Consider the following 16,039-nt stretch of genomic DNA (forward strand, 5'->3'; position numbering starts at 1 on the left):
TGTTGCATGCGCAGTAATGTGAGACAATTTCATAATACTCAAGATTAACATGAGCGATCTGATAGAATGCATATCGAATTCCGCCACCTCCGTACCATCAAGGCCATCCATGAGGCTGGCGGTCTGGCCCGCGCTGCCGAGCAGCTGAACATCACCCAAAGTGCGCTGAGCCACCAGGTGAAGGGGCTGGAGGACCAGGCTGGAGTGGAGCTGTTCATCCGCCGGTCCAAGCCGATGAAACTGTCGCCCGCAGGTCTGCGGCTCTTACGTCTGGCGGAACAGGTGTTGCCGCAAGTGGAAGCCGCGCAAGCGGAATTTTCCTCTCTGCGCGATGGCAATACGGGCCGGATGCACATTGCCATCGAATGCCACGCCTGTTTCGAGTGGCTCTTCCCGGTGCTGGAGGGGTTCCGCAAGAACTGGGGTGATGTGGATGTGGATATCCGTCCGGGCCTGGCCTTTGACGCGCTGCCCGCGCTGCTGAAGGAAGAGGTGGATCTGGTGGTCTCCTCCGATCCGGAAGACATCAACGGCGTCGATTTCATCGAGCTGTTTGACTACAACGCCGTCTTCGTTGCCTCGGCGCAGCATCCGCTGGCAGAAAAACCCTATGTGGAAGCAGAGGATTTCATCGGTCAGAACCTGATCACTTACCCGGTGGATAAGGTCCGGCTGGATGTGTTCAGCCAGCTGCTGATTCCTGCGGGGGTGGAGCCGGCCTCGATCCGGCAGGTGGAACTGACAGCGGTGATCCTGCTGCTGGTGGCCTCCAACCGCGGTGTGTCGGTGCTGCCGGACTGGGTGGTGCGGGAGGTGAAATATTCCTCGGACTATGTGACCCGGCCGCTGACCAAATCCGGCATCACCCGCAGCCTCTATGCGGCAATCCGCACTGAGGACCGTGAAAAGCCCTTCATGCAGGAACTGATCCGGCTGGCCAAGGTCGAGGCGCGCAAGCTGCAGCATCAATAGATACCGCCGCCTGAAGCGGCGCGGAGCGGCCTGCGCCGTTCCGGCGCCTGTGCCCGCTCCGCGCGGTTCCGTGATCCGGCGGGGCCGGCGCGCGGCTCAGACCAGCTTGACGATCTGCTTGCCGGTATTGCCGCCCTGCATCATCGACAGGAAGGTCTTGGGGGCGTTTTCAAGCCCCTCAGCGATATCTTCCAGGTAGTTGATGTCCCCGCTGGCGATCTTGGGCGCGACCTCCTGCAGGAAGTCGCCATAGCGGTCGTAGTGGTTGAAGATGATGAAGCCATTGACCGACAGGAACTTGGTCAGCACCGAGCGCCAGATCGCCGGAGCCGTCAGCCCGGTTTCGGCGCTGTTGTACCAGGCAATCATGCCGCAGACCGGGATGCGGCCGAAATTGTTCATCAGCGGCAGCACCGCCTCCAGCACCTTGCCGCCGACATTTTCGTAATAGATGTCGATGCCGTCCGGGCATTCTGCGGCCAGGGCCTCGCTCAGCGCGTCGGCGCTGGCATAGGCGCGGTGGTCGAGGCAGGCGTCAAAGCCGAATGTCTCCACCGCCAGCTTGCACTTGTCCGCACCGCCCGCGATGCCGACGACGCGCAGGCCCTTCTGCTTGGCAAGTTGCCCCACCATGGACCCGACCGGGCCCGTGGCCGCGGCAACCACCAGGGTTTCGCCCGCCTGCGGGCGGCCATAGGCGTCCAAGCCATGCCATGCGGTAAACCCCGGCATGCCGAGAACGCCAAGCGCGGTGGTGAGCGGCGCCATATCCGGGTCCAGCTTGCGGATCTCGGACGCCTTGGCGCAGGCATGGCTGGCCCAGCCGAACATGCCCAGGGCGAAGTCGCCGGGCTGGTAGTCCGGGCTGCCCGAGGCGATCACCTCACCAACCCCGCCTGCGGTCATGGTCTCGCCGATCTCCACCGGCGGCGCATAGGATTTGCCTGCGTTCATGCGCCCGCGCATATAGGGGTCCAGCGACATATAGTGAACCTTTACAACCACTTCTCCGTCGTCGGGCTGAGGCAGGTCCACGCTCTCCAGGCGGAAGTTTTGCTCGCTGGCCTGGCCTTCGGGGCGGCTGGCCAGCACGATACGCTGCATCTGGTCGGGCATGGGGTCACTCCTTGTTCTGTTTGCAGCAAACACTGGGCGCGGCGGCGGCGGATTTCAACCGCCCGCGTGCCCGGCGCCGCGGCGTCAGTCCGGATCTGCGGTTTACGGCATAAGCCCTTGGCATTCGGGGGCAGGGCGCGTATAGGCACGCATTGACCCGGCATCTCCCCGACGTGACAGGATTCTGCAGACATGATTGGCAGCGCAAACCTCAATGTGATGATCAAGGCCGCCCGCAAGGCAGGCCGTTCCCTGGTGAAGGACTTCCGCGAGGTGGAAAACCTGCAGGTCTCGATGAAAGGTGCAGGCGACTTCGTCTCCAAGGCCGACATCGCCGCCGAGAAGATCATCAAGGAAGAGCTGCGCAACGCCCGCCCGACCTATGGCTGGATCGCGGAAGAGGGCGGCGAGATCGAGGGCGAAGACCCCACCCGCCGCTGGATTGTCGACCCGCTGGACGGCACCACCAACTTCCTGCACGGGCTGCCGCACTGGGCGATCTCCATCGCGCTGGAGCACAAGGGCAAGATCGTTGCCGGCGTGGTCTATGACGCCGCCAAGGATGAGATGTTCTTTGCCGAGAAGGGCGCGGGCGCCTGGATGAACGACACCCGTATCCGCGTGTCGGGCCGCCACCGGATGATCGAGTCGATCTTTGCCACCGGCGTGCCGTTCGGCGGCCGTGCCGACCTGCCCCTGACGCTGCAGGACCTCGCCCGCCTGATGCCGGCCTGCGCAGGCGTGCGCCGCTGGGGCTCTGCCGCGCTGGACATGGCCTATGTGGCCGCAGGCCGCTACGAGGGCTTCTGGGAACGCCGCCTGAACCCGTGGGATCTGGCCGCAGGCATCATCATCGTGAAAGAGGCCGGCGGGCTGGCCGAGGCAATCGACCCGGAAGCGGGCATTATCGACAGCGGGTCGGTGGTCTGCTCGAACGAGCCGATCTTCGAGAACTTCGCCAAGGTCATCCGCGGCTGAACCGGCGCGGAACTTTGAGCATCGGAAACGCGGCCATTGAGCCGCGTTTTTTGATTTTATGGGTGGTGTCGCATAGTGAGGGCTGTCGGCAGGATCACTGATCCGACGGATGGTTCACCCCGTCGTTCCAGGGGATTTCGCCATAGGTTTCCGGATGCGTCCGCGGATTGGCGCCCTCGATGCAGCCCAGGTTGACGCCGCATTCCTTCGGGTCGGAGCGGCGCTGGTGGTGGGTGTAGATGCCGCAGGTTTTGCAGAAGTAATGTTTCGCCGTATGGGTGCCCCAGGTGTAGAGGCTGAGGTTCTCCGCCCCCTTCAGCACTTTCAGGCTGGCGGTCAGGGCGGTGACAGCCGCCGCCCCGCGGCGGCGGCAGAAGGAACAGTCGCAGCGCGCGGCAGAGGCGAGGCCCTCGGGGAACTCCGCCTCGATCTCAACAGCGCCGCAATGGCAGGTGGCTTTCAAAAGTGTCACGGCTATTCCCCTTGCTTGGCAAACATTGAGTAAAACCTTCGATAATTCCCCGTAACCTTCTCCGGAGCGGATCTACCATTCCCTTACCCCGATGCCCGTCGGGGCGGCGGCCTGCGTGTTAATCAGTAGCCTGTTCCCATGGTTCCGCAGGCCGTCTTTGCTCTCCAAAACTGAAACCGAAACACCCCTCCGCAAGCCCGCTCACTTCCCCCAAGGCCCCGGATTCCGCTTCTTGCGCGGCAGCTTAGGGATGCGGCTGGCAGAATACTCATACTCGTTCTCCGGATGCGGCGGGGTGCCGTGGGTGCGGTTCCAGAACGAAGGGCCGCCGCGGCGCAGCCACAGGGGCAGGCACAGGATCAGCCCCACCGCAAAGCCGCCGGCATGGGCCCAATAGGCGACGCCGCCCTGGTTTGGGTCAGAGCCAAGCCCGCCGAAGAACTGCATCGCCAGCCACACACCCAGCATGACAAAGGCGGGGATGGTGAAGATGCGGAAGTAGATGATCAGCACCAGCAGGATATCGACCCGCGCCTTGGGGTACATCAGCAGGTAGCCGCCCATCACACCGGCGATGGCGCCGGAGGCACCGACGGTGGGCACCATCGAACCCGGCGCCGACATCACATGGATCAGCCCGGCGCCAAATCCGCTGAGGAGGTAGAACAGGAGGAAGAGGAGGTGGCCCATCTCCTCCTCCAGGTTGTCGCCGAAAATCCACAGGAACAGCATGTTGCCGCCCAGGTGCATCAGCCCGCCGTGGATGAACAGGGAGGTGAACAGCGTCCCGTACCCGTAATCGTGGCTGATCTCGGCAGGCACCACCGCATAGGCGTCATAGAAATAGGCCAGCGCCCGGGGGGAGGCGTAGCTGGCCGTGTAATAGATATAGGCCAGGACATTTACGGCAATCAGCGCATAGACGACATAGGGCCTGCGGCCGGACGGGTTGTGGTCGCGGATCGGAAACATGTGGGAACGCTGGGCCGGAAACGGCCCAGCGTCAAGTGCTTAGCGCGGAAAGCTCAGGCCATGCCGCCCAGCAATTGGGCGTTGCCGCCGGAGGCGGTGGTGTCGACGCAGACGTGCCGCTCCGCCAGCACCCGGGCGCGGTCCGGCTTGCCCGGGATCAGCGGCACGATTGCACCGTCGCGCTTGGCCAGGCTCTGTTCGATCTCGCGGCCGGTCGCCTCGTCGCCCCACCACAGGACGCCTGCGATGCCGTGGATGCTCTCCAGCTGGCTGAGGTCCAGCAGGCCATGCGCCTCAATCGCTGTGCCGCCGAGGCTGATCACCTCCTTGGCCTGCGCAGCAGCGGCCTCGGCCCCCGGACCCATGCACAGCAGCGGCGGGCGGGCAGAGACGGTCAGGCGGTTCGATTCACCGGTCGGGCCGGGCAGGGAGGTGGTGACCGGCTGGCTGGGCACGCCGCTGGGCGCTTTCAGCTCAGTGATATTCTGCTCCCAGCCGCTGGCGCTGGACTGGCGGTCCGGTGCGCAGAACCGGCTGAGGTAAAGCGGGCCGCCTGCCTTGGGGCCGGTGCCCGACAGGCCTTCGCCGCCGAACGGCTGGCTGCCGACGATGGCGCCGATCTGGTTGCGGTTCACATAGATGTTGCCCGCATGCACCCGGTCGCAGACATGCTGCACCCGGTCGTCGATGCGGGTGTGCAGCCCGAAGGTGAGACCATAGCCGGTGGCGTTGATGTCGGAGATCACCTTGTCGAGATCCTGCGACTTGAACCGCGCAACATGCAGCACCGGGCCGAAGATTTCCTCTTCCAGCGCACTGATGCCGGGAACCTCGATCATCGTCGGCGCCACGAAGGTGCCGCCCTGCGGCGCGCGCATCTCCTTCAGCACCCGGCCCTCGGCGCGGGCCTTGTCGATATGCGCGAGGATGCCTGCGCGGGCGCCCTCGTCGATCACCGGGCCGCTGTCGGTGGACAGGTGCCAGGGGTCGTCCAGCTGCAGGCAGTCCATCGCGCCCTTCAGCATTTTCAGCACGTTGCCGGCAACGTCGTCCTGCAGGTAGAGGCAGCGCAGCGCCGAGCAGCGCTGGCCGGCCGACTGGAAGGCGCTTTCGATCACGGCCTGCACCGCCTGTTCCGGCAGCGCGGTGGAGTCGACGATCATCGCGTTCAGGCCGCCGGTTTCCGCAATCAGCGGCGCGCCCGGCTGCAGGTTTTCGGCCATCGCCTTGCGGATGCGCAGGGCGGTGGCGGTGGAGCCGGTGAAGGCGACGCCGTTCACACGCGGATCAGAGGTAATGGCGGCCCCGACCACGCTGCCGCGGCCCGGCACCAGCTGCAGGGCGCTGCGCGGCACACCGGCCTCATGCATCAGCTGCACGGCGCGGTGGGCAATCAGCGGCGTCTGGTCGGCGGGTTTCGCCAGCACGGCGTTGCCCGCGGCCAATGCGGCTGAGACCTGGCCGGTGAAGATCGCCAGCGGGAAGTTCCAGGGCGAGATGCAGGAGAAGATGCCTGCGGGCGGCGCATCGGGAATGCGGGCTGCATAGTAGCGCAGGAAATCCACCGCCTCGCGCAGTTCGGCCACTGCGTCGGGAATGGTCTTGCCGGCCTCGCGGGCGAGGATCACAAACAGCTCGCCAAAATTTTCCTCGTAGAGGTCGGCGGCTTTGTTCAGCACAGCAGCCCGCTCCGCTGCCGGGGCGTCCCAGGGATCGGCCAGCGCCAGCGCCAGTTCGATATCCTCCGGGCTGCACTGGCTGACGGTGCCAACGACGCTCTGGTCGGTGGGGCTGGTCACATCCTTGGCGGCCTCCGGCTGGGCGTCGCCCGCCAGCAGCGGTGCGGCCTGCCACTGGTGATTGCGCCAGGGCGCGCGGGCCTCTTCGATCCTTGCCAGGGTCGGCGCGTGGCCCAGATCGAAGCCCTTGGAGTTCGGGCGCTCCGGCGCATACAGCTCAGGTCCGGTCGGGATCTTGCGGGTCACATCCGTGATGGCAGCAAACGGGTCCGCGGCCACCACTTCCGGCGGCACGTTTTCATCAACGATCTGGTTCACGAAGGAGGAGTTGGCGCCGTTTTCCAGCAGCCGGCGCACCAGATAGGCCAACAGGTCGCGGTGGGCGCCGACGGGCGCGTAGATCCGGCAGTTGGTCTTGTTCTGCTCCAGCACCATCTGGTGCAAGGTTTCGCCCATGCCGTGCAGGCGCTGGAATTCATAGCGTTCATTGCCGACGTCTTCGGCCATATGCAGGATGGCGGCGACGGTATGGGCGTTGTGGGTGGCGAACTGCGGATAGATCCGGTCCGTCATGCCCAGCAGCTTGCGGGCGTTGGAAATGTAGGAAACATCGGTCAGCGGCTTGGAGGTGAAGACCGGGAAGCCGTCCACACCCTCGACCTGGGCGCGTTTGATCTCGGTGTCCCAATAGGCGCCCTTGACCAGCCGCACCATGAAGCGGCGGTCGTATTTCTCCGCCATCTCATGCAGCGCATCAATCGCCAGGCCGGTGCGGGGGCCATAGGCCTGCACCACCACGCCAAAGCCGTCCCAGCCGGCCAGCGCTGGGTCAGAGACCACCGCCTCGATCACCTCCAGCGACAGCGACAGGCGGTCGGCTTCCTCGGCATCGACATTCAGGCCCATCTTGGCAGCTTTCGCCAGCAGCGCCAGTGCCTTCAGGCGCGGCACCAGCGCTTCCATCACGCTGTGCTCATGCGCCAGCTCATAGCGCGGATGCAGCGCAGACAGCTTGACCGAAATGCCGGGGTTCTTGCGGATGTCATCGCTGTTGCAAGCGGCAGCAATGGCGGAGATCGCCTTGGAATAGGCCAAGTGATAGCGCGACGCGTCGGCCTCGGTCCGGGCGGCCTCGCCCAGCATGTCGTAGGAATAGGTGTAGCCCTTGGCCTCCATGCCGGCGGCGCGGTTCATGGCGCTTTCGATGGTCTCGCCCAGCACGAACTGGCGGCCCATTTCCTTCATCGCGCGGCTGACGGCGGTGCGGATCACCGGCTCGCCCAGGCGTTTGATGGCGCCGCGCAGGGCGCCGATCGGGCTGCGTTCCTCGTCCAGCACCTTGCCGGTCAGCATCAGCGCCCAGGTAGAGGCGTTGACCAGCGACGAGGTCGACTTGCCCAGATGCTTGCCCCAGTCGGAGGGGGCGATCTTGTCTTCGATCAGCGCGTCGATGGTATCGGCATCCGGCACCCGCAGCAGCGCTTCGGCCAGGCACATCAGCGCGACGCCCTCATCGGTCGACAGGCCGTATTCGGCCAGGAACACCTCCATCAGCCCCGGCGCGGAATGGCCGCGGATGTCCCGCACCAGCGCAGCGGCGTTGGCGCAGATTTTTTCGCGGTCGGCGTCGGTGAGGGCGGCCTGGGCCACCAGCTGGTCGCGCATCGCGGTCTGATGGGCATAGGTGCCAGCGTCGATCCGGTAGCGCAGCTTGGTTTGAGCGGTCATGCGGGGAACTCCACGAAAGGTGTGCAGGGCTTTTGTTAAGAATACACCCTTTCCAGAAGGACAATCGCCTAAAGATGTGATAAGAATAGTTCAGGTGAGCAAATTTTTGACCCTCAGGTAGTCCAAATGAACTCCATCGATCTTGACCGCTTCGACCGGGCGATTCTGAATGTGCTGAGCGAGGACGGCCGCATCTCCATCGCCGACCTCGCGCGGCGGATCGGACTGTCGAAAACCCCGACCCAGACCCGGCTCAAGCGGCTGGAGGCGGAGGGCATCATCACCGGCTACCGCGCCCTGGTGGACCCGATCCGGCTGGGGCTGGACCATGTGGCCTTTGTCGAGGTGAAGCTGGACGACACCCGCGAGGCGGCACTGGCCAAGTTCAACGCCGCTGTGGCGCGGCTGCCGGAGATCGAGCAGGCGCATATGATGGCCTCGCATTTCGACTATCTGCTGAAGGTGCGCACCCGCTCGATGACCGATTACCGGGCGGTGCTGGGGGAGAAGATCTCCTCGCTGCCGCATGTCGCCTCCACCTCGACCTATGTGGCGATGCAGGCGGTCAAGGAAGACGGCGCCCTGGGTCCGCTTTAGGAGGGGCACGGGCGGCGCACGCCCAGTTGACTTGATTGAAACCGGAATTGTGCGAGCATGGGGCATGTTGTTTGCCTTTCTTCGCGCCCCGTTTTCCTTCGCTGCCCGTGCTGCGGTTCTTGCTGCCGCTTCTTTCCCGGTGCAGGCGTCGGAATGCCCCGACGCCCCCGACCACAGCACACCTTTGGAGGCGCTGCTGACCGAGGTTCAGGAGGCCGAAACCGAATCCCAGGCACGGGAAATCGCCAACCGCATGTGGGAATACTGGGCCGATGCGCCCAATGCGCAGGCGCAGGCCATGCTCGACCGCGGCATGACCAAACGCTCCGCCTTCGATTTCCTCGGCGCTCTGGCGGACTTCGACCAGCTGATCGCCTATTGCCCGGACTATGCCGAGGGCTACAACCAGCGCGCTTTCGTGCATTACCTGCGCCGGGATTTCGCGTCCGCCCTGACGGACCTGGACCGGGCGCTGGAGCTGTCGCCCCGCCATATCGCCGCGATGAGCGGGCGGGCGCTGTCGCTTTACGGCCTGTCCCGGCTGGAGGAAGCGCGCACCGCGCTGGCAGAGGCGCTGGCGCTGAACCCGTGGCTGCCGGAGCGCTATCTGGCGGAACCCGGCGGGCCGCTGGCGCCGCCCGGAGCCGGCGATGTGGAGTTGTAGCACTGCCCGCACTGCGGGAAAATTTTGCCATCCTGACCGAAAACGGATTGTCCGCCTGAAATCAGGAGGCTAGACCTGCGGCCAGGGCGCCATGTGCCGGCGCCGTGTGCGGACGTGGTGGAATGGTAGACACCGGAGACTTAAAATCTCCTGGCCGTATGGCCGTGCGGGTTCGAGTCCCGCCGTCCGCACCATTGATTTTAAAGGGTAATTCCGGATTTTCGCAAGGGTGGAATTTCACCGGGTTCCCGCAACTCCCACACCTTACTCCCACAATCACGTTCCGTTCCTGTTCTGGTCCCGGCTATGTTCGGCGCTGCTGGGCCGACCGGGAAAGGGCTTTGCGGCTGGCGCGGGCGCGGTAATAGGCGACCATTTCGGCGCTCTGGTTCGTCACCGCCTGGATCTCGGCATCGCTGCACCCGGCTTCGGCCAGACGGATGATCGCCAGCTTGCGCAGGCCGTGCAGCACGTACTTCGCAGCTTTCGGCCCCAGATCATCCCGCCAGGCCCGGAACGCCTTGGAAACGGCCCAGTAGCCGCGCGGCTGCGTCAGGTTCTTCGCCAGCACATAGGCACCCTTGCGCGAGGCTGAAGCAATGAAGGCGCGCAGCTCAGCCGGGCAATAGACCTCCATCCGCTCATCGTTCTTTTCGTCAAGGACGCTCATCCAGTCGCCGTCGAAGTCGGAGAATTTCATGGTGATTGCGGCGTTCGGGCGCTGGCCGGTGTTCAGGATCAGGAAAGCGGCTGTGCGCACGTCCTCGGGCGCCTTGTCCAGCGCATCCACCATCCATTGCGGCCACGGCTCGTATTCGCGCTGCTTACCGTAGTGGTCAACGCCCCTTGTCGGGTTGTCGCCAAGCGGCCAGTCCAGCTTGTTCGCCCCGTAGTTCCACAGCAGGCTGACGGTTTGCAGGAAGCGGTCGGCCTTGCGCGGTGTCTCTGCCAGCTTGGCATGGGCCGCCCGCACTGCGGATTTTGTGAGGCGGCGCACGTCCTTGTCGGCGTTTTTCTCCAAGATGCTTTCCATGTCGCGCCGGTAGGTCTTTTTCGTGCCTTCGGATAGCTTGCCTTGCACCCGAGGGTCTTTTCTCCAGGCGTCGATCAGGGCGCGCCATGTTTGCTTGGCCGGGGCCTGTTGCTTCTCGTGCTTGCCTGCCGCGCACTCCCAATAGAGCGCGTCGAGGCGCTCCGCATCGCCCTGCCAATCCAGCTTCACGGCGCGCTCCCGGCGCTTGCCGCCTTCTGTCCACGTCACCCGGTGATATGGCTCCCAAACGCTGCGGCGCTTGTTCCAGGCCCATTTCAGGTGCGGCTTGGTGATCCTGGGCTTGGCGGGTTTTCTCACAGTTCGAAGTCCTCGGCAGGTCGGGCAGCTTCACCGCTCAGAATGGCCCGTAGATCATCTGTGCGCCAGCGCTCCACGCCATCGGCCAAACGCACGGGCCGCGGCAGTGCGCCGCTGCTCACCAGCTTGCGGAAGCGGGAAACGGAGAGATCGAGGTAGGCAGCCGCATTGGCTTCTTTGAAGGCCGCCGGCTCATATTTTCCCATCAGGTTTTCTCCTTCTCCAGCATGGCGAGCAAATCGGGTGCTGCCGGATACGCGGTAGGCATGCTCCCCGGTCCTACGGCCGCGGAGCTGGTGTCGATGTTCATGCCGCAGCTTCTTTTTTCTCAGCCCAACCGCCCCATTGATCTGCGGCAGCATTCATCATTCCCGGGAAGGATCGGCTGCGCAGTCGAGCACGTTCTTCGCTTGGCGGCATCCGATGGACCCGGTTCCAAACCTTCCACTCGGCTGTGCCGCGTTCCGGCTCCTGCAGCAGGTCGGTAGCGAACAGAGGCGGCAGACCGCGCAAATACCAGCCGGTTGCTTTATAGGCCCGCTCACCAAACCAGAACGGCTGGACCATTTGGGGTTTCGGAAGGTCAGCGGGCATCCGGTCCCGTGCCAGGTCATTCATTTCCGGGTTCTCGATGGCCACACGCTGGATTGGGGCGGACCAGCAGGCGGTGAAGATGCTGACGCCTTCCTCGAACTCGGCGCGCATATCGTCCAAGCTCCGCCCCTTGGGGAGTTGCTTTGGCTCAGTCCATTTCCCGGGGCCAGACATCCAGCGGCGGCCGGAGCGGCAAAGCCGGGTGCAGGGCGGATGCATCACCGCAAGCAGGTCCCAGCCTTCCTGCAGGATGCCATTGCGGATGTCGCACCGGATGTGGCGATTTGAGCCGTCTTCGGCTGCTTCGATATCGCAAGACCATACGTCATGGCCGCGGTCTGCAAAGGCGCGGCGGGCAATGCCGCTTGTCTCGCAGCCGATGAGAATCCGAAGTGGCTTCATGAATTCCTCCAAGGGGTTAAACTGCGTCTTGAAAGCAACCGGGCGGGTTTGCGGCAAAGAGAGGTGAACCAGGTCTGGCGGGTTTCTGCAGGGCGCGGGTTGCGGCTGCTTCACACTGGTTCTTTTGCCCGGTTGCTGTCAGGGCGCAGTCAGCGGCGAACAACTTCGCCTGTTATCTTTTTCTTCCATTTGGTGTTTTTGCTGCCGGGGATGGTGCTGCCGGTCTTGAGCAGGCCAAGGTGTTTCGCGCGCTTCCTGGCTTCCACCGACTTCTGCGCGACGTCCGCATTCGTCTTGGCACGGTGGCATGGCCGGCGCAGGGCGCGCAGGTTGCTCTCCCGGTTTTCGCCGCCGAGGATCAGCGCGGTTTCGTGGTCGAACTCGATAGCCTCACCAGCCGCACCCAGCTTCACGCCGCAGCCACAGCCGCACAGGCCATCTTGGGCCATGATGATCCGGGCCTTGACGCGAGCGGGTGCCTGGGCGGTTTCGGCCTTTCCGATCCATTCTTTGACAGGGCGGGTCATGCTGCTTCCTTTCGTCCTGCATTGGCCAGCTGGTCAGGTGTCACACCGAGCAGCTGAGCGAGCCATTCCAGGATGGCTTGCTTGCTCTCTTGGAACGCCTTGGCGCCCATGGTGCGCTGGCTCTGGCTGTGCGGGGTGTGGCAATAGACCACCGGTCCCTCGATGCTGGTCACAGCGTAGCCGTGGAGCCGGGCGGCGAGACGGGACATGGAGGCGGCAACCCGGTCTGCGCGCCGCGGGCAACCTACCGGAACCATCTCGGTGTCGCAGAAGCCCGTCGCGATGAGGGCGTGCTTGCGCAGGGTGTCCGCGTTCTTGGCGAACGGCGCATTCTTCAACGTTTCCGGCAGGTTCTGCCACGCAGTTCGCACGAATGCGAATTGGTGCTTATGGCTCTTTTCGGACCGGTCCGGGTCGAGATCCACATTGATGACCTCGCCCGCGCCGAGGCGGTCGTGCAGTTGGTGCATGGCATAGTTGCCGTCCGGTTCCAGCGCCTGGCCGGTCCACACAACGCGGATGAGGTCATTCTGGCGCATCAGTCTTCCTGTCCCGCCTTCTGGATCATATCCAGCGCCTGCTGGTGCAGCTCAGGCGCCTCGGCCTTCATCTTCTCCAGTGCGTCCGCATGGAATGTTGCTGTTGCTTCCGCCGGGGCGCCATCGGTCAGATCCTGCTCGATCTGCTCGAACGCCTTGCGGTGTTCTTCCGGAACCTCGGGTTCGGACTGCTCCTTTTCCTTCGGCTTTTTGGCGGCGGGCTTTGCCTCTTCGGCTTGCTGCTCGGGAGCGGCGTCTTCTGCATCCTCTTCAACAAACTCGTCGTCGATGGTGGCGCCGTCATCGGGATTCATGGCGAAGGAGGCGTAATCCACCCGGGCGCCGGCATCGTTGTCGATCTGCACAGCGTCGACGAACTCCACAGAGAGGGGCAGGTATTTAGCCAGGGCGCGGATAGCGGTCTTCTTGGCCATGGCGTCTTCATGCGCCATCCATGGGCTATCCGTCTTGTTGAAGCGGACGGCCGTTTTGTAGCCTTGCGAGTTGTCCCGGGTCTTCATCACCTGCGCCCAGGGCAGGACCACATAGGCGTGGCCGCCATCTGTGAACTTGGCGATGGCATAGGCATGGAGTTTTTCACCATCCTGCGGGCCAGGGCGGTGCCGCAGGCGGGCCTCGGTGCCTTCCTCGTATTCCCAGAGCTCATCATCCGAGTAGTGAATGTTGGCGCTGATGCTGGTGATATGGCCGGAGCGGCGCGCGAGGTCGATCAGACCCTTGTAGCCGACCACCACCTGCACCTCGTTGACCCTCTTGCGGCCGTTCCAGAAGGGGATCAGGTAGGCATGGCCCAGAACGGTGTTCGGCTCCAGCCCCAGCGCCGCGCACTGCATCAGGCCGCCCAGGAAAGAAAGCGGTTCGCATTCCTGAAGCTTGGGCGTGGTGCGGATGGCATTGGCGGTCACGCGCATCAGGCGTTCCGGGTTCATGTGTTTGGCCGCGACGGCGGACAGCTGCTGGCGTGCCTGGTCGTTCTGGAGCAGGTGCTGCACGCTATCGACCTGGCGCAGAGGTTTCTTTGCAATGGCGGTGCTCATTAGACGGCCTTCCGTTCGGTGGTGATCTCAATGCCTGGGATCTTCATGGTTTCCGGGTCGAAGTCCTTGGAGCGGATCTCTGCATCCGCCAGCGAGCGCAGGCATTCAGCGAGAGCGGGGTGATCCTGGTAGTGCATGAAGGCAGCGCGCACGTTGACCACCTTCGCAGTGTGGTAGGTGCGCAGCGCTGCCGTGCGGCCGCCGCCGGTGGCGCTGGCGACGTTGGCTTTCGTCTTTGCCTCGCGCGCCAGATCCTTCGCCTTCTTCTCGGCCTCTTCGCGGGCGGCCTGGGCGTCGATCTCGCCGCTGATATCATTGCGGGCCGCTGCCTGCGCTGCCTTGCGGTCAGCTTGTTCCTGAGCCCGGCGGGCTTCCTCTTGCTGGCGCCGGAGATCTTCCTGCCGGGCTGCCTCTTTCTTCTGCAGGTAGGCTGTCAGCATCGGAGAGGTACGGCTGATCACCGTTTCCAGCTTGGTGATGATCGGGTTATAGGCGGCCTGCACGGCCTTCCCGGCGTCGTCATGGGGTTTCTTGGCCGCTTTGCGGGCCTTGTCGGTGGCCGTCTTGCGTTTCTTCACACCAGCGATGAAGTCGTTAAGGCTCTGGGCTTCGCCTTCAGTGGTGATTTCGCCCTTCTTGATCCATTCGCCACTGACGTCCAGAAATTCAGCTGCTGCGGCGTCATGCTTGTCGACCTCTTCCTGATCGAAAGCGGGCGGGTTGTTTGCCCCAATGAAGGCGCGGGGATTAAGGTCGTTCATGACTTATGCTCCTGGTCGAATAGGGGTTGTGGAAAGGTCCACCGGTGCATGCGTGGCGGCCATCAGTGGCAGCTCGCGCTGGCGCGCGGTGAGGTCGTTGAATTCCCGGGATGAAATCGGCCGGCAGTGCGTCCAGATCGGAACCGGGTCGAATGCGGCGCCGTCCTGTTCGGCAACATAGACCTCAGGCTCGGTCAGCTCGCCCGTTTCCGGGTCGATGGCTTGCACCAAGCGGATGCGCAGTGGCACCCATGGGCCGTTCTTCACCATCCGGCGCTTGTAGTAACCCGCCTGCGGCTCGCCGTCGTGGCGCGGTGTGCGCGGGTCGCGCAGCGCAGCGTTCCACCAGGCAAAGGCCTTTCTCGGCGGCGTCGGCTGACGGATCATGTTTCGCTCCTTTCGGAAAAAAACCTGGCGGCAGCCCGCGGACTTGGCCGCTTGGTCGAATTGGCCGCCGCCAGGGAGGAGGTGCGGGCGCTCAGGAAGAACGCGCCCGTCGGGGAGGCATCAGTGGTGGCAGATGGGCGGGAAAAGGTGCGCCCAAGCTGCACTGGCCAAGAACAGGGCCAGGAGGGCGAGGGCGGCGGAAATCAGCACCGCCGCCCCCCAGGAGCGCAACCAAGGCTGCGGCTCCTCCTGGCCCCCGTTGTAGGCCTCGAAGACCTGCGCTGATCGGCCCCTGACTTCGGGGTCGAATTCATCCCGGCGGCGGCTTTCGTGAGTGGTGGCATTTGCCGCCGGGGCGCTAGCGGCCATCCGGCGCGCCAGCTGGATCATTGGGGTGTCGGTGTTCATGCCTCTTCTCCCTCGGGAAGCTCCAGCCACTTGCGCATCTTCTCGGCGCGCTCAGGATCGGTGGCGGCTAGCTGTTTCAGCGTTGGCTTGAAATCTGGGTGGGTCGCGAAGTCAGGTTCGCAGCTGAGTTCGTGCAGGCGGGCCTCAAGCTGGTCCGCCAGTCCTGTTGTGAGCAGGTCCAGCATGGCGGATCACTCCGCGGCCATGAGGAAGGGTTCCGGCTGCGCCTGATGTGCTGCGGCGGCTTCGCGAGCAATATCACGGGCCTCACGGCGCCAGCGGGCGGCGCCCTCAAGGGCAAAGGCTGCTTCTTTGGTCTGGCCGTTCAGGCGGGCCTCCCGTGCGGCGCGCAGCATGCCGCCGGCGATGTATTTCGCGCGCTCCGGGCTTTGCAGGCGGCGGAACAGCTGCAGTGCACCAGCAACGCCGCCCTTGGTGGCGCGGCTTTCGTAGTGGGCCATCGGGTTTTTGCCGGCGCCAACAAAAGCGCTGATCCGGTTGCGGGTAGCATCAGCCGCCAGCGCCTCAGCCGGGTGCAGCCAGTCAATTCGCTTGGCCGCCAGGTAGGCCGCAGCGTGAGCTTCCGTAAGTTCCTGAACGTTGGTGCTGTGCATCTCAGTTCTCCCTTTGCTGAGAACTAAGGTAATGTAGGTTAAATCCTACGTCAATACGAAATGCAGGAAAAATCCTACACACCCCCACCACACCTCTGCAACACTGCCTCTGTCAGCGCAGGGTGCGCGCAAAGACAAGCCCCGCCAGCTAAAGGAGGGG

Annotated in this window: 19 protein-coding genes and 1 tRNA gene; 5 read left to right on the forward strand and 15 right to left on the reverse strand. The window is 64.1% G+C overall.

Translation table 11 applies throughout. The features are described from left to right. The first annotated feature begins 66 nt into the window (after positions 1-66). On the forward strand, positions 67-972 hold the full coding sequence (locus AB1A62_RS14100) for a LysR family transcriptional regulator (protein WP_019295570.1): 906 nt from the start codon (positions 67-69) through the stop codon (positions 970-972). Positions 973-1,068: 96 nt separating this feature from the next. On the opposite strand, the gene AB1A62_RS14105 is transcribed toward AB1A62_RS14100, so the two are convergent. Then, complete coding sequence (locus tag AB1A62_RS14105) at positions 1,069-2,088, reverse strand: NADP-dependent oxidoreductase (RefSeq protein WP_366662091.1); 1,020 nt, start codon at positions 2,086-2,088, stop codon at positions 1,069-1,071. Between the two features lie 192 nt (positions 2,089-2,280). Here AB1A62_RS14105 and AB1A62_RS14110 point away from each other — a divergent pair, with 192 nt between their 5' ends. Further along, a complete protein-coding gene (locus AB1A62_RS14110; protein ID WP_019295568.1) occupies positions 2,281-3,066 on the forward strand; it encodes an inositol monophosphatase family protein in 786 nt (261 codons plus the stop codon). A gap of 94 nt (positions 3,067-3,160) precedes the next feature. Here AB1A62_RS14110 and AB1A62_RS14115 read toward each other — a convergent pair whose 3' ends face one another. From AB1A62_RS14115 to putA, 3 genes are all read right to left on the reverse strand, one after another. Further along, positions 3,161-3,529 (reverse strand): GFA family protein, encoded by a 369-nt coding sequence (locus tag AB1A62_RS14115; RefSeq protein ID WP_366662110.1) that lies wholly within the window; start codon positions 3,527-3,529, stop codon positions 3,161-3,163. Positions 3,530-3,739: 210 nt separating this feature from the next. Further along, entirely contained in the window at positions 3,740-4,510 is a 771-nt protein-coding gene (locus AB1A62_RS14120) for a rhomboid family intramembrane serine protease (protein WP_366662093.1), read from the reverse strand. Between the two features lie 53 nt (positions 4,511-4,563). Continuing rightward, positions 4,564-7,977, reverse strand: coding sequence for a bifunctional proline dehydrogenase/L-glutamate gamma-semialdehyde dehydrogenase PutA (gene putA / locus AB1A62_RS14125; RefSeq protein ID WP_366662094.1), 3,414 nt, complete (start codon positions 7,975-7,977; stop codon positions 4,564-4,566). Positions 7,978-8,103: 126 nt separating this feature from the next. Here putA and AB1A62_RS14130 point away from each other — a divergent pair, with 126 nt between their 5' ends. From AB1A62_RS14130 to AB1A62_RS14140, 3 genes are all read left to right on the forward strand, one after another. Then, positions 8,104-8,574: an Lrp/AsnC family transcriptional regulator gene (locus AB1A62_RS14130; RefSeq protein ID WP_039186370.1), complete on the forward strand. Its 471-nt coding sequence runs from the start codon at positions 8,104-8,106 to the stop codon at positions 8,572-8,574. A gap of 64 nt (positions 8,575-8,638) precedes the next feature. Further along, positions 8,639-9,238 (forward strand): tetratricopeptide repeat protein, encoded by a 600-nt coding sequence (locus AB1A62_RS14135; protein WP_366662095.1) that lies wholly within the window; start codon positions 8,639-8,641, stop codon positions 9,236-9,238. Between the two features lie 108 nt (positions 9,239-9,346). After that, positions 9,347-9,432, forward strand: a tRNA-Leu gene (locus AB1A62_RS14140). Between the two features lie 110 nt (positions 9,433-9,542). On the opposite strand, the gene AB1A62_RS14145 is transcribed toward AB1A62_RS14140, so the two are convergent. The 11 genes from AB1A62_RS14145 to AB1A62_RS14195 all read right to left on the reverse strand — a co-directional run bounded on the left by AB1A62_RS14145 (position 9,543) and on the right by AB1A62_RS14195 (position 15,879). After that, positions 9,543-10,589 (reverse strand): tyrosine-type recombinase/integrase, encoded by a 1,047-nt coding sequence (locus AB1A62_RS14145; RefSeq protein WP_366662096.1) that lies wholly within the window; start codon positions 10,587-10,589, stop codon positions 9,543-9,545. After that, on the reverse strand, positions 10,586-10,795 hold the full coding sequence (locus AB1A62_RS14150; RefSeq protein WP_366662098.1) for a hypothetical protein: 210 nt from the start codon (positions 10,793-10,795) through the stop codon (positions 10,586-10,588). The genes AB1A62_RS14145 and AB1A62_RS14150 overlap by 4 nt, the downstream gene beginning before the upstream one ends. A 100-nt stretch (positions 10,796-10,895) precedes the next feature. Further along, positions 10,896-11,585 (reverse strand): hypothetical protein, encoded by a 690-nt coding sequence (locus AB1A62_RS14155; RefSeq protein WP_366662111.1) that lies wholly within the window; start codon positions 11,583-11,585, stop codon positions 10,896-10,898. A gap of 149 nt (positions 11,586-11,734) precedes the next feature. Next, entirely contained in the window at positions 11,735-12,112 is a 378-nt protein-coding gene (locus AB1A62_RS14160; protein WP_366662099.1) for an HNH endonuclease signature motif containing protein, read from the reverse strand. Further along, a complete protein-coding gene (locus tag AB1A62_RS14165) occupies positions 12,109-12,651 on the reverse strand; it encodes a hypothetical protein (protein ID WP_366662100.1) in 543 nt (180 codons plus the stop codon). Before AB1A62_RS14165 ends, AB1A62_RS14160 begins: the two co-directional genes overlap by 4 nt. Further along, positions 12,651-13,709 (reverse strand): recombinase RecT, encoded by a 1,059-nt coding sequence (locus AB1A62_RS14170; RefSeq protein ID WP_366662101.1) that lies wholly within the window; start codon positions 13,707-13,709, stop codon positions 12,651-12,653. Before AB1A62_RS14170 ends, AB1A62_RS14165 begins: the two co-directional genes overlap by 1 nt. Further along, a complete protein-coding gene (locus AB1A62_RS14175; protein ID WP_366662102.1) occupies positions 13,709-14,470 on the reverse strand; it encodes a hypothetical protein in 762 nt (253 codons plus the stop codon). The genes AB1A62_RS14170 and AB1A62_RS14175 overlap by 1 nt, the downstream gene beginning before the upstream one ends. Before the next feature lie 3 nt (positions 14,471-14,473). After that, positions 14,474-14,857, reverse strand: a complete 384-nt coding sequence (locus AB1A62_RS14180; RefSeq protein ID WP_366662103.1) for a hypothetical protein — start codon at positions 14,855-14,857, stop codon at positions 14,474-14,476. A 120-nt stretch (positions 14,858-14,977) separates the two neighbouring features. Further along, positions 14,978-15,265, reverse strand: coding sequence for a hypothetical protein (locus tag AB1A62_RS14185; RefSeq protein WP_366662104.1), 288 nt, complete (start codon positions 15,263-15,265; stop codon positions 14,978-14,980). Next, positions 15,262-15,450 (reverse strand): hypothetical protein, encoded by a 189-nt coding sequence (locus tag AB1A62_RS14190; RefSeq protein WP_366662105.1) that lies wholly within the window; start codon positions 15,448-15,450, stop codon positions 15,262-15,264. The genes AB1A62_RS14185 and AB1A62_RS14190 overlap by 4 nt, the downstream gene beginning before the upstream one ends. 6 nt (positions 15,451-15,456) lie before the next feature. After that, a complete protein-coding gene (locus AB1A62_RS14195) occupies positions 15,457-15,879 on the reverse strand; it encodes a hypothetical protein (RefSeq protein ID WP_366662106.1) in 423 nt (140 codons plus the stop codon). Positions 15,880-16,039: the final 160 nt, after the last annotated feature.

It is taken from the genome of Leisingera sp. JC11, from assembly GCF_040704725.1.
Classification (GTDB): domain Bacteria; phylum Pseudomonadota; class Alphaproteobacteria; order Rhodobacterales; family Rhodobacteraceae; genus Leisingera.

What these genes read in the sequence shown, in the direction of transcription:
- AB1A62_RS14100 (WP_019295570.1), top strand. Translation starts at nt 67, where the DNA reads ATGCATATCGAATTCCGCCACCTCCGTACCATCAAGGCCATCCATGAG.
- AB1A62_RS14105 (WP_366662091.1), bottom strand. Translation starts at nt 2,088, where the DNA reads ATGCCCGACCAGATGCAGCGTATCGTGCTGGCCAGCCGCCCCGAAGGC.
- AB1A62_RS14110 (WP_019295568.1), top strand. Translation starts at nt 2,281, where the DNA reads ATGATTGGCAGCGCAAACCTCAATGTGATGATCAAGGCCGCCCGCAAG.
- AB1A62_RS14120 (WP_366662093.1), bottom strand. Translation starts at nt 4,510, where the DNA reads ATGTTTCCGATCCGCGACCACAACCCGTCCGGCCGCAGGCCCTATGTC.
- putA (WP_366662094.1), bottom strand. Translation starts at nt 7,977, where the DNA reads ATGACCGCTCAAACCAAGCTGCGCTACCGGATCGACGCTGGCACCTAT.
- AB1A62_RS14130 (WP_039186370.1), top strand. Translation starts at nt 8,104, where the DNA reads ATGAACTCCATCGATCTTGACCGCTTCGACCGGGCGATTCTGAATGTG.
- AB1A62_RS14135 (WP_366662095.1), top strand. Translation starts at nt 8,639, where the DNA reads ATGTTGTTTGCCTTTCTTCGCGCCCCGTTTTCCTTCGCTGCCCGTGCT.
- AB1A62_RS14150 (WP_366662098.1), bottom strand. Translation starts at nt 10,795, where the DNA reads ATGGGAAAATATGAGCCGGCGGCCTTCAAAGAAGCCAATGCGGCTGCC.
- AB1A62_RS14155 (WP_366662111.1), bottom strand. Translation starts at nt 11,585, where the DNA reads ATGAAGCCACTTCGGATTCTCATCGGCTGCGAGACAAGCGGCATTGCC.
- AB1A62_RS14160 (WP_366662099.1), bottom strand. Translation starts at nt 12,112, where the DNA reads ATGACCCGCCCTGTCAAAGAATGGATCGGAAAGGCCGAAACCGCCCAG.
- AB1A62_RS14165 (WP_366662100.1), bottom strand. Translation starts at nt 12,651, where the DNA reads ATGCGCCAGAATGACCTCATCCGCGTTGTGTGGACCGGCCAGGCGCTG.
- AB1A62_RS14170 (WP_366662101.1), bottom strand. Translation starts at nt 13,709, where the DNA reads ATGAGCACCGCCATTGCAAAGAAACCTCTGCGCCAGGTCGATAGCGTG.
- AB1A62_RS14175 (WP_366662102.1), bottom strand. Translation starts at nt 14,470, where the DNA reads ATGAACGACCTTAATCCCCGCGCCTTCATTGGGGCAAACAACCCGCCC.
- AB1A62_RS14180 (WP_366662103.1), bottom strand. Translation starts at nt 14,857, where the DNA reads ATGATCCGTCAGCCGACGCCGCCGAGAAAGGCCTTTGCCTGGTGGAAC.
- AB1A62_RS14185 (WP_366662104.1), bottom strand. Translation starts at nt 15,265, where the DNA reads ATGAACACCGACACCCCAATGATCCAGCTGGCGCGCCGGATGGCCGCT.
- AB1A62_RS14190 (WP_366662105.1), bottom strand. Translation starts at nt 15,450, where the DNA reads ATGCTGGACCTGCTCACAACAGGACTGGCGGACCAGCTTGAGGCCCGC.
- AB1A62_RS14195 (WP_366662106.1), bottom strand. Translation starts at nt 15,879, where the DNA reads ATGCACAGCACCAACGTTCAGGAACTTACGGAAGCTCACGCTGCGGCC.